Raw genomic sequence first — 10,726 nt, forward strand, 5'->3', positions numbered from 1 at the left:
CCACCCCTCCGCCCCTACCCCCCCCCCGCGCCGCCCCGCCCCCGCGCCCCGCCCCCCCCCCCCCCCCCCCCCCCCCCCCCCCCCCCCCCCCACTACAGGCGCATCCCCAACAATGCGTGTGGGAGCGGCGTGAGCCGCGAAGCTGATAAGTCAACAACGCAAAGCCGCCCTCATCCGCCCTTCGGGCACCTTCTCCCGTAAACGGGAGAAGGGAGCGGCTCCGTTGAGGTCCGCGAGGTTTAGCCCCGCGCGGCCCACCAGCTACGCAACATCAAACCCGCCGGGCTCGGCTGGTACTCGCCGCCACGGATGCGCGCCTGCTGGCGGCCACGCGCCAGCACCGCATAGACACGGCGCGGACGTGGGCCAGCGACGCGCGACGGCCATGCCGCCTGCAGGGCCTTGTCCCATTCCATTTCATTGCTGAAGGCCTGCGGCACCGACGCTGCCTGTTCCTGCACGCGCAGTGCCAGCATCTGCGTGGTCAACGCCTCGGCAGCCGTCGGCGCCGGCTTGCTGTTGAACACTGCCGCTTCCACCCCCGCCACCGCTGTCGCGTACTGCGCCAAGGCCTTGCGCGCCTGCGCTTCGTCAGCCACGCGATCACGCGCGTCGATCAAGCTCGGCAAGGCATCGGCCAGCTGCGCCCACGGCGCACGCACCGGCTCCAGCAGGCGTCCCAGCGGGTGTCGCGAACGCTGCACTTCCCAACTGCGCAACTCCTCGCCCCACCACGCCAGCTTGGCGTCCTGCGGCGTGGTGTCGCCGCTGGCGTTCAAGATGTCGTCGAATTCCTGCAGCAGCGCGAACCAGGCCACGCTGCGCTCACGATCGGCCTCGTCGACAAACCGCTCCACGAAGGCCCATTCCGGCCAACGCTCACGCCACTTGTCCAGAAAGCTGTCCAGCGCACTGCTCACATCAAACCTCGTTGTTGAATCAGGCCGAAGCCGGTTGGGTAGCTGGCCATGCGGCGGGCTGCCAAAGTTGTTGCGGTAACTCACAAATGCTGTCGGCCTGCCAGGCCTGCGGGTCATCGCCGTGCAGACGGTAGCCCCACAACACCGCCACCGACGGCATGCCGGCAGCGCGTGCGGCAATGATGTCGCGCTCGTCATCGCCGACGTAGACGCAGGCGCTGGCGGCGGTCTTGATCTGCTGTGCGGCCACCTGCAGCGGCAGCGGATGTGGCTTGCGCTCGGCCAGGGTGTCACCGCCTATCAGCACCGCGCAGCGCTGCTCCCAGCCCAGTTGCGGCAGGATCAGGCGCGCCAGATACTCCGGCTTGTTGGTGACGATGCCCCAGGTGGTGCCGTTCTGCTCCAGCGCCTGCAGCATGGTTTCGATGCCGTCGAACAGGGTCGCGTACTGGCCGATCAGCGCTTCGTAGATCTCCAGAAACTCGGGAATCAACGCATGCCGCTCGGCCTCGCCCATCAGCGGGAAGGCAACCGCCAGCATCGCCCGCGAGCCCTTGGACACTGCCGGGCGCAGCTGCTCCAGCGTCACCTCATCCATACCGCGTGCCTGCAGCATGCGGTTGGCAGTGACGACGAAGTCCGGTGCGCTGTCCAGCAAGGTGCCGTCCAGATCGAACAGCACGGCTGCCGGGAAGGAGCTGGCACTCATGCCTGTTCCTGCTTGACCGCGTAGGCCAGATAGTTGATGTCGGTGCGGCTGCTCAGGCGGGCGCGGTTGCGCCACGGCTCGTAGGCCATGCCAGTGACGTCCTGCAAAGACAGATCGGCCGCGCGCAACCATGCGCCCAGTTCGGCCGGCTTGATGAATTCCTGGTAGTGGTGCGTGCCCTTGGGCAGCAGCCGGGCGATGTACTCGGCACCGACAATTGCCACTGCAAAGGCAGCAGGAGTGCGGTTGATCGTGGACAGGAACAGCTTGCCACCCGGACGCAGCAAACGATGGCAGGCGGCGATGATCGCGCCCGGGTCCGGTACGTGCTCCAGCATTTCCATGCAGGTCACCACGTCGAAACTGCCCGGCTGCTCTGCAGCCAGATCTTCGGCAGCCTGCACCCGGTAATCGACGCTGACGCCGGATTCCAAGCCATGCAGGCGAGCGACTTTCACCAGCTCCGGGGCCAGGTCGATGGCCGTAACCTGCGCACCTTCCTTGGCCAGCGCTTCGCTGAGCAGGCCGCCGCCGCAGCCGATGTCCAGTACCTTGGCGCCGCGCAGGCTGGCGCGGTCGGCCACGTACTTCAGGCGCACCGGATTGAGCGCGTGCAGCGGCTTCTGCGGACCGTCAGCATCCCACCAGCGGGTGGCGAGTGCGGCGAACTTGTCCAGTTCGGCCTGATCGAAGTTGGTAGAGGTGGAAGCTGCACTCATATCGGTTTCCTCTTGCGGCCGCGTGGGGCGGCCGGTTGCGCGGTCAGGCGCGGATGGTACGGATGCGGTCGCGCCACTGGCGCGCATTGGCGGTGATCGCGGCGATGTCCATGTCGACCAGCTGACGCTGGACCAGCTTGGGCTTGCCGGCGATCCACACGTCGCTGACCTGGTGGCGGCCAGCGGCATACACCAGCTGCGACAGCACGTGGTGCAGCGGCTGGGTTTCCAGCGCGGACAGGTCCACGCAGGCCAGGTCGGCCTGCTTGCCGACTTCGATCGAGCCGATGCGGTCGCCGAAGCCCAGCGCGCGGGCGCCGCCCAGTGTCGACGCACGCAGCGTGGTCGCCGCGTCAAGCGCGGTAGCGTCGTTGGCCACGGCCTTGGCAAGGATGGCCGCGGTGCGGTTCTCGCTGAACATGTCCAGGTCGTTGTTGCTGGCGCAGCCGTCGGTGCCGATGGCCAGATTGACGCCGGCCTTGACCAGTGCGCAGGCAGGGCAGAAGCCCGAGGCCAGCTTCAGGTTCGACTCCGGGCAATGCACCACGCTGACGCCGCGCTCGGCACACAGATGGATCTCGGCATCGGTGAGCTGGGTCATATGCACCGCGATCAGACGCTCGTTGACCAGACCCAGTCGATCCAGTCGGGCCAGCGGGCGCTGCCCGTGCAGGGCGATTGAATCGGTGATTTCCTGCGCGGTCTCATGCGTGTGCAGATGCACGCGGCTGTCGAGCTGGTCGGACAGCATCCGCACCCGTTCGAAGTTGGCGTCATTCACCGTATACGGTGCATGCGGCGCGAACGCGGTGCCGATCAGCGCGTCGCCGCGCCAGGTATCGTGCAGCTCGGTGGCGCGTGCAAAGTACTCGTCATCGGTCTTGGCCCAGGCACTGGGGAAGTCGATGATCACCGAGCCGACCAGCGCGCGGAAGCCGTGCTTCTTGTACACGGCCGCCTGCACGTCGGCGAAGAAATAGTTTTCGTTGGCGCAGGTGGTGCCACCACGCAGCATCTCGGCGATGGCCAGGGTGGTGCCGTCGGCAACGAACTCCGGCCCGATCACCGCCGCTTCCACCGGCCAGATGTGCTCGCGCAGCCAGGTCATCAGCGGCAGGTCATCGGCGATGCCACGCAGCAGCGTCATCGGGTTATGGGTATGGGCATTGACCAGACCGGGGATCAGCGCCGCTTCCGGGCGCGAAACGACCTGCTTTGCGCTGAAACGCGCGCGGGCCTCGGCACGCGGCAGCACTGCCACGATCACGCCGTCATGGATCGCCACCGCGTGGTCTTCAAGCACCACCGCATGCGGCTCTACCGGCACTACGTAACCGGCTTCGATCAACAGATCGCACTGCTGGGGTTGGATATCACTCACGGTCATCACCTTTCTGTTGCCTGGCCCGGCAAATGCCGGATGCGAGCAGGCGCCGCATCCCCAGCACCAGCAGCGCGTGGCTGCGGGGTGATGGGTGGCGGCGCCTGCATCGTATTGCTTACTTGACGCGAGCCGAGTACTCGCCCGAACGAGTGTCAACGCGGATGATTTCATCCTGGTTGACGAACAGCGGGACGCGGACCACAGCGCCGGATTCCAGGGTGGCCGGCTTGCCGCCGCCGCCCGAGGTGTCACCGCGCACGCCCGGATCGGTCTCGACGATCTTCAGCTCAACGAAGTTCGGCGGGGTCACGTCGATCGGCACGCCATTCCACAGGGTCACCACGCAGGACTCCTCGCCCTTGAGCCACTTCTCGGCGCCGTTCATGCCAGCCTTGTCGGCCTGCACCTGCTCGAAGGATTCCGGGTCCATGAAGTGCCAGTACTCGCCGTCGCTGTACATGTAGTTCATGTCGGTATCGACCACGTCCGCTGCTTCCAGCGTGTCGGTCGACTTCATGGTCACTTCCTGGGTGCGGCCGTCCTTGATCAGGCGGTACTTCACGCGGGTGAAGGACTGGCCCTTGCCCGGCTTGACGTACTCGGTGTCGATGATGACCGCCGGGGCGTTGTTGACCAGGATTTTCATCCCGTTCTTTACGTCGTTCATGCCGTAACTGGCCATGCTGAAACTCCTGAATTGGCAAAACCGCCGCGTGTTGCGGGCGGCCGGATTAGAATGGAACGCCCGCCATCTGGTGGGCCATCTGTTTTTCTGACCGCCAATGATAACCGCAGCCCCCGCCCTCACTCCAGAAAAAGCCATCCTGACCCTGCCCGACGACCGCTGGCAGGCGCACTGGCGCCAAGCCATCCGCGACCCGGCCGAGCTGCTGGCAGTGTTGGGGCTGGATGCTGAAGCGGCGGGCGTTTCGGCCGATGCGCTGGCGCAGTTCGCGCTGCGGGTGCCGCGCGGTTTTGTGGCGCGCATGCGCCACGGCGACCCGGCCGACCCGCTGCTGCGACAGGTACTGCCGATCACCGACGAGATGCAGGTCGTCCCCGGGTTCAGCTTCGATGCCGTTGGCGACGGCGCGGCCAAGAAAGCCACCGGGGTGATCCAGAAGTACCGTGGCCGCGCCCTGCTGGTGACCACCGGCAGCTGCGCGATCAACTGCCGTTACTGTTTCCGCCGCCACTTCGACTATGCCGGCGAGAACGCCGCCAAGGGTGGCTGGCAGGAGGCCGTGGCGGCGATCGCGGCCGACCCGGACATCGACGAAGTCATCCTGTCCGGTGGCGACCCGCTGTCGCTGAACACCTCCAAGCTGGCCGAGCTGACCGATGCCCTGGCCGCCATCGGGCATATCAAGCGCCTGCGCATCCACAGCCGCCTGCCGGTGGTTCTGCCCGAGCGCGTCGACAATAGTCTGGTGCAGTGGCTGAGCAGCCTGCCCTGGCCAGTGGCCTTCGTGCTGCACGCCAACCACGCCAATGAATTCGACGCCCAGGTGGATGCCGCCTTGGCCCGCATCCGCGCCACCGGCGCGCAACTGCTCAATCAGGCAGTGCTGCTACGCGGCGTCAATGACGGGCTGGACGCACTGGCAACATTGAGCGAGCGCAGCTTTGCCGCCGGGGTGATGCCGTATTACCTGTACCAGTTGGACAAGGTGCAGGGCGCGGCCCACTTTGAGGTCAGCGACGAGCAGGCACTGGCCCTGCACGCCGGGCTGATGGCCCGGCTGTCCGGTTATCTGGTGCCAAAACTCGTACGCGAGATCGCCGGCGACACCAGCAAGCGGCCGCTCTGAGCTGGAGCGGCTGCGCCAAGGCGGCCAAGCCAATCGGCCAGATCAGCGCACCGCCGCCATCGCGCCGCGTTCCAGCAGGCTTACCAGCCCAGCCGCTTCCAGAGGCCGCCCCAGCCAGTAACCCTGGACCAGATCACAGCCGCGCTGGCTGAGCAGCTCGAACTGCGCCTCCTGCTCCACACCCTCGGCCACCACGGTAATACCCAGCGCATGGGCCATCGCAATGATGGCCGTGGTCAACGCCAGATCGTCGGCGTCACGCTCCATGTCGGCGACAAAGCTGCGGTCGATCTTGACCCCGTCCACCGGCACCTGGCGCAGATGGCTGAGCCCGGAGAAGCCGGTACCGAAGTCGTCCAGCCACACCTTCACCCCGGCACGGTGCAGCTTCTCCAGCAAGGAGACAGCCAGCATCTCATCGCCGATCACCGCCGTCTCGGTCAGCTCCAGATGCAGGCGCGAAGCAGCCAGCCCGGAACCGAGCAGGCTGCTTTCGACCTCCTGCAGCAGGTCTCCGTTGCGCAGTTGCTTGGGCGAGACATTGACCGAAATGAACAACTCCTCGCCTATCGAATTGCGCGGCCACTGCTGGGCCTGCTCACAGGCAGCGCGCAGCACCTTGGGGCCGATCATCTGGATCAGCCCGCTCTGCTCGGCCACATCGATGAATACCGACGGCGGGATCGCGCCCAGCGCCGGGTGATCCCAGCGCAGCAGCACTTCCACGCCACACAACATGCGGTCGCGGGTGCGGAAGATCGGCTGGTAAACCAGCCGCAGCTCGTTGCGTTCCCAGGCCCCACGCAGCTCCTGCTCCAGATGCAGGCGCCGCTCCACCGCATGGTCCATGGCCAGGCTGTAGTAACGGAAGCAGTTCTTGCCGGCCAATTTGGCCTGGTACATCGCGATATCACCGTTCTTCAGCAACGCAGTGGCATCCGCTGCGTCCTCCGGGAACAGGGTGATACCAATCGAGCTGCCAAGGAAAATCTCGCGCTGCTGTACCTGCAGCGGCTTGCCCAGGTCGATCACCAGCCGCTCTGCCAGCAGCTTGGCGGTCTCGGCAGCGCTGCTTTGGCCCTGGCTGATCAGGATGACGAACTCGTCACCGCCAAACCGGGCCAGCAAGGCGTCATCGCCGCCAATCTGCTCAACGGCGTTGGAGATGTGTTGCGCAAACTGCAGCAAGGCGTCGTCACCGGCCTCGTGCCCCAGCGTGTCATTGACCCGTTTGAACTCGTCAATATCGATGAACAACAGCGCCAACCCACGTCCGGCCGCCTGCGCACGCAACAAGCGGTGGTCCAGGGCCTCGCGGAAAGCCAGACGGTTGGTCAAGCCGGTGAGGGCATCGGTATAGGCCATCTGGCGAACGTCGCGGTCGTGCCGGGCGATGCTCTGGCTCATGCGATCGAAGGTGCGCAGCAGCTCACCGACCTCGTCGCCGCGGCGGGTCGCCTGCGCCTCGATCAGGTAATCGCCGCGCTCGATACGCTGCGCCGCCACGCCCAACCAGCGGATCGGCCGCACCAGCGTGTACTGCACGTAGAACGCCATCACGCAGACGAAGCCGAGCAACAGCAGCATCAGGCCCAAGGCCCAGCCCAGCTCCCGCCGCTGGGTCTCCTGCATGCGCTGCTCCAGCGCCTGCATGGACTTGGCCTCCTGGGCGCGCACCGGTGCCAGATTCATACCTACGCGCAGGCCACCGAGCGGTTCACCACCAATCGCCAGCGGCACATCCACTTCAAGTATCGAGGGCGACTCCTGCACCAGCGGCTTGAGCGAACGCACCGCTGCCTTGGCCAGCGGATCATTCATCGGCTGGCCATAACCGGCCACGTCGAAGGAGCCGTCGTGAATCAGCCGCCCGTCCGGGTCGTACACCAGCACATAGCTGACCGATTTCTGCCGCGCGGTATTGCGCACCGCCGTACCGATAGCAGCCAGATCCGAGTAGTACAGCGGATTTATCAGCGTATCGGCCAAAGCATTGGCCAAAGCGGTGCCGCGCTCTCGCACGCCTTGATCGAACACCTGGCTGAGCACTTCGCCACTGTTGCGCAAGGCCTCGCGCTGGGCGGCGGCCTGACGCACCAACATCAGGCCGACGATAGCCACTACCACCAGCAGCACCACGGCGCTGGCGGCCAGAAATCGAGCCTGCAATCCAAACCGTGGCTTGCTCATTCCACCTCCATCCGGATCCGGGCCAGACCGCGGCGCAGACGCTCCAGTGCGCGCAGGTTCTCCGGGTCTACGGGATGAAAGCCTGTAGTGCCAAAAAACTTGGCCAGCGCCGGCCCGGCCACTGGGTCACTGCTGGCTTGCAGCAACACCTGCTGCAGGCGGTCACGCACCGCCGGATCCAGGTCGGAACGCACCATTTCCACCGCACGCGGGATCGGCTCGCTGCGGTACAGCACCCGCATGTCCTGGCGGAACGCTGGCGGCATCGCCTGGTTGTCACTCCAGTCGATGCTGCTGATCACCCCGGCATCCACCACGCGCTTGTGCACATAGGTGGATATGTTCAATTCCGTACGCACAAACACATATCCCACCGAGTCCTCGACCGGGGTATCGCGCGGGTCCAGCAGTATTTCAGGCTGCAGGTTGTGGTCGAGCAGCTCCATGGCGGGCACCAGATAGGCACTGGTGGACAGCGCGCTCTGCATCGCCAAGGTGCGCCCACGCAGCTCCTCCAGCGTGGTTACCGGGCTGTCACGGCGCACGAAGAACACGCTGTGATACGTGCCCACGCCATTGCGTTCGGTCAGCAGCAGCGGCTTCGCGCCCGCCCGCTGGCCCAGCGCCATCGCCGTGCCGGAAGTCTCGGTGACCCAATCAACCCGGCCACGCCGCAGATAGCTACCCATCTGCTGCGCGTCCTTGGCCATCAGGATGCGTCCTTCGACGATCCCGACCTCGCGCATGCGTGGCACCACATAGTCCAGCAGTGGCTTGAGCTGGTCGTAATGCGACTTCGGATCATCGCTGATCCGCCCCAAGACCAATACCGAACGATCAACCGCCCCCACCGCTACGGGCTGCAGTGCAGCCAGTGTCAGTGCGGCTCCCCAAAGCCATCGCAAGACACCCAAAACGACACCCCCTAATCCATCCCCACAGAGTACCGCTTTTAGCAAAGCGTGACGCCGGCCTCAGCCTTTGTCAGCCGAGGCCAGGCGGGCCATACGCTGGGCATCGGACAGAATGCCTCGCATCAGCCGCACCTCCTGCTCGGTCAGCTCCGCCTTCATGAAAAGACGACGCAGCTTGCGCATGGCCGACTCCGGGGCGCGGCCCTTGTGGAAGTCGATCTGCTCCAAGGTGTCGCCCAGCTGGCCGAACATCCCCTCCAACTGCGCATGGCTGGCCGGCGCTTCGTCCTGACCCGACTCAACCGATACCGGCGCCGCTGCGGTGGGCTGCGATTCCAGCGCCGCCATGCGCACCTCGTAGGCCAGAACCTGCACCGCGGCAGCCAGATTCAGCGAGCTGAATTCAGGATCGGACGGGATATGCACGGCTGCGTGGCAGAGCTGCAGCTCTTCATTGGTCAAGCCGGTGCGCTCGCGACCGAATACAAAGGCCACTTCGGCGGGCTCACCGGCCTTGGCCACGGCGCGCTGGCCGGCCATTTCGGGCAGCAGCTCTTCCAGCTGCACCCGTCGCGAGCGCGCGGTGCAGCCCAGTACCAGCCGGCAATCGGCCACGGCTTCGGCCAGGGTGGCGAATACCGGCGCATCGCCGAGCACGTCCTCGGCGCCGGCCGAGCGCCGGAAGGCGTCCTCGTCCAAGGGCTTTTCCGGGGCCACCAGGACCAGCCGCGCCAGCCCCATGGTCTTCATCGCACGGGCCGCCGCGCCGATGTTGCCGGGGTGCTGGGTGCCAACAAGAACGAAACGAATATGAGCGGAAACAGACATGGCGTTAAAAAATCAGGAGCGAGACAGCTGTAGATGGTAAACTGCGCGGCCGGCCTTTGCGCCGGACCTGCTCTTTTCCCCCGCCAATCCGATCTCTGCCCTCACGGGAGCCTTTAGCCATGCAGAAACCCGCCGTAACCGTCATGGTCAAGGCCGCTCGCCTCGCCGGCAACGTCCTGCTCCGCAACATCAACAAGCTTGAAGCCCTCAACGTGGTACAGAAGGGTCGGATGGATTACGCCAGCGAAGTCGATGCCGACGCTGAGAAAGTAATCGTCAAGGAACTCAAGCGCGCCTATCCGGAATACGGCATCTATGCCGAAGAAGGCGGCCTGCAGGGCGTCAACCGCATGATGTGGGTGATCGACCCGCTGGACGGCACCAGCAACTACCTGCGCGGCTTCCCGCACTACTGTGTCTCCATCGCCCTGGTTGAAAACGGCGAGCCGACCGACGCGGTGATCTTCGACCCGCTGCGCAATGAACTGTTCACTGCCTCCAAGGGCAATGGCGCCGTGCTCAACGACCGCCGTCTGCGCGTGTCCGACCGCAAGGACCTGGAAGGCACGATGATCCACACCGGCTTCGCTCCGCGCGAACGCAGCCGTGCCAGCAGCCAGCTCAAGACCGTTGACACCCTGCTGGTGCAGGCCGAAGACGTGCGCCGCACCGGCTCCGCCGCGCTGGACCTGGCCTACGTGGCCTGTGGCCGCGCCGACGCCTACTTCGAAGCAGGCGTGAAGGCATGGGACATCGCTGCCGGCGTGCTGCTGGTCCGTGAAGCCGGCGGCAAGGTCTGCAACTACCGCGGCGCCCCGCTGGACCGCATGGATTCGCGCGGCCCTGAGACCCAGCAGGTCGTGGCTGGCAACATCAAGGTGTGCGAAGCCCTGCAGAAGGTACTCGTCAACACCGGCTACGCCGCCGAGTTCGATCCGAAGTTCTGATCCAGCTGGCATAAGCTGTAAGCCGCCTCGAAACCGATGCCAGAGCTCTGGCATCGGTTTTTTTGTGGACAAAGCTTTGGGCACCGATTTTTTGTAGGAGCGGCGTCAGCCGCGAAGCAAGAAATCAATCAGATGCCACAAGCTGCCGGCGATCCAATACCGCCAGCTTCGCGGGGGGCCCCCCGCCCCCAAACCCCCCCCCCCCCCCCCCCCCCCCCCCCCCCCCCCCCCCCCCCCCCCCCCCCCCCCCCCCCCCCCCCCCCCCCCCCCCCCCCCCCCCCCCCCCCCCCCCCCCCCCCCCCCC

General features: G+C 65.9%; 10 protein-coding genes. 2 read left to right on the forward strand and 8 right to left on the reverse strand.

What is annotated here, in order from left to right:
• Window positions 1-239: 239 nt before the first annotated feature.
• The 5 genes from ACVOMB_RS19740 to efp form a co-directional block, all read right to left on the reverse strand.
• A complete protein-coding gene (locus ACVOMB_RS19740) occupies window positions 240-920 on the reverse strand; it encodes an isoprenoid biosynthesis enzyme family protein (RefSeq protein ID WP_481532747.1) in 681 nt (226 codons plus the stop codon).
• A 19-nt stretch (window positions 921-939) separates the two neighbouring features.
• Window positions 940-1,629, reverse strand: a complete 690-nt coding sequence (locus ACVOMB_RS19745) for a phosphoglycolate phosphatase (RefSeq protein ID WP_481532748.1) — start codon at window positions 1,627-1,629, stop codon at window positions 940-942.
• Entirely contained in the window at window positions 1,626-2,348 is a 723-nt protein-coding gene (ubiG, locus tag ACVOMB_RS19750) for a bifunctional 2-polyprenyl-6-hydroxyphenol methylase/3-demethylubiquinol 3-O-methyltransferase UbiG (RefSeq protein WP_481532749.1), read from the reverse strand. Before ubiG ends, ACVOMB_RS19745 begins: the two co-directional genes overlap by 4 nt.
• A gap of 43 nt (window positions 2,349-2,391) precedes the next feature.
• Window positions 2,392-3,729 (reverse strand): TRZ/ATZ family hydrolase, encoded by a 1,338-nt coding sequence (locus ACVOMB_RS19755; protein ID WP_481532750.1) that lies wholly within the window; start codon window positions 3,727-3,729, stop codon window positions 2,392-2,394.
• A 118-nt stretch (window positions 3,730-3,847) separates the two neighbouring features.
• A complete protein-coding gene (gene efp, locus ACVOMB_RS19760) occupies window positions 3,848-4,414 on the reverse strand; it encodes an elongation factor P (protein WP_481515545.1) in 567 nt (188 codons plus the stop codon).
• A gap of 100 nt (window positions 4,415-4,514) precedes the next feature.
• Between efp and epmB the strand changes: the two genes are divergently transcribed.
• Window positions 4,515-5,543 carry an EF-P beta-lysylation protein EpmB gene (gene epmB / locus ACVOMB_RS19765; RefSeq protein WP_481532751.1) on the forward strand — a complete coding sequence of 343 codons (1,029 nt, stop codon included), beginning with the start codon at window positions 4,515-4,517 and terminating at the stop codon, window positions 5,541-5,543.
• 42 nt (window positions 5,544-5,585) lie between these two features.
• On the opposite strand, the gene ACVOMB_RS19770 is transcribed toward epmB, so the two are convergent.
• Genes ACVOMB_RS19770 through ACVOMB_RS19780 form a run of 3 tightly spaced genes read right to left on the reverse strand, consistent with a single transcriptional unit; the run spans window position 5,586 to window position 9,475 of the window.
• The gene (locus ACVOMB_RS19770) at window positions 5,586-7,733 is read right to left on the reverse strand and encodes a putative bifunctional diguanylate cyclase/phosphodiesterase (RefSeq protein ID WP_481532752.1); all 2,148 of its coding nucleotides are present in this window, start codon (window positions 7,731-7,733) and stop codon (window positions 5,586-5,588) included.
• A complete protein-coding gene (locus tag ACVOMB_RS19775) occupies window positions 7,730-8,647 on the reverse strand; it encodes a phosphate/phosphite/phosphonate ABC transporter substrate-binding protein (protein WP_481532753.1) in 918 nt (305 codons plus the stop codon). Before ACVOMB_RS19775 ends, ACVOMB_RS19770 begins: the two co-directional genes overlap by 4 nt.
• 60 nt (window positions 8,648-8,707) lie before the next feature.
• Window positions 8,708-9,475 carry an RNA methyltransferase gene (locus tag ACVOMB_RS19780; RefSeq protein WP_481532754.1) on the reverse strand — a complete coding sequence of 256 codons (768 nt, stop codon included), beginning with the start codon at window positions 9,473-9,475 and terminating at the stop codon, window positions 8,708-8,710.
• Between the two features lie 119 nt (window positions 9,476-9,594).
• Here ACVOMB_RS19780 and ACVOMB_RS19785 point away from each other — a divergent pair, with 119 nt between their 5' ends.
• The gene (locus tag ACVOMB_RS19785) at window positions 9,595-10,422 is read left to right on the forward strand and encodes an inositol monophosphatase family protein (RefSeq protein WP_481532755.1); all 828 of its coding nucleotides are present in this window, start codon (window positions 9,595-9,597) and stop codon (window positions 10,420-10,422) included.
• Window positions 10,423-10,726 lie beyond the last annotated feature (304 nt).

It is taken from the genome of Stenotrophomonas sp. STEN018, assembly GCF_056760235.1.

Excerpts from the sequence above, each read along its gene's own strand:
- ACVOMB_RS19745 (WP_481532748.1), bottom strand. The coding sequence starts at position 1,629 with ATGAGTGCCAGCTCCTTCCCGGCAGCCGTGCTGTTCGATCTGGACGGC.
- ubiG (WP_481532749.1), bottom strand. The coding sequence starts at position 2,348 with ATGAGTGCAGCTTCCACCTCTACCAACTTCGATCAGGCCGAACTGGAC.
- efp (WP_481515545.1), bottom strand. The coding sequence starts at position 4,414 with ATGGCCAGTTACGGCATGAACGACGTAAAGAACGGGATGAAAATCCTG.
- epmB (WP_481532751.1), top strand. The coding sequence starts at position 4,515 with ATGATAACCGCAGCCCCCGCCCTCACTCCAGAAAAAGCCATCCTGACC.
- ACVOMB_RS19770 (WP_481532752.1), bottom strand. The coding sequence starts at position 7,733 with ATGAGCAAGCCACGGTTTGGATTGCAGGCTCGATTTCTGGCCGCCAGC.
- ACVOMB_RS19780 (WP_481532754.1), bottom strand. The coding sequence starts at position 9,475 with ATGTCTGTTTCCGCTCATATTCGTTTCGTTCTTGTTGGCACCCAGCAC.
- ACVOMB_RS19785 (WP_481532755.1), top strand. The coding sequence starts at position 9,595 with ATGCAGAAACCCGCCGTAACCGTCATGGTCAAGGCCGCTCGCCTCGCC.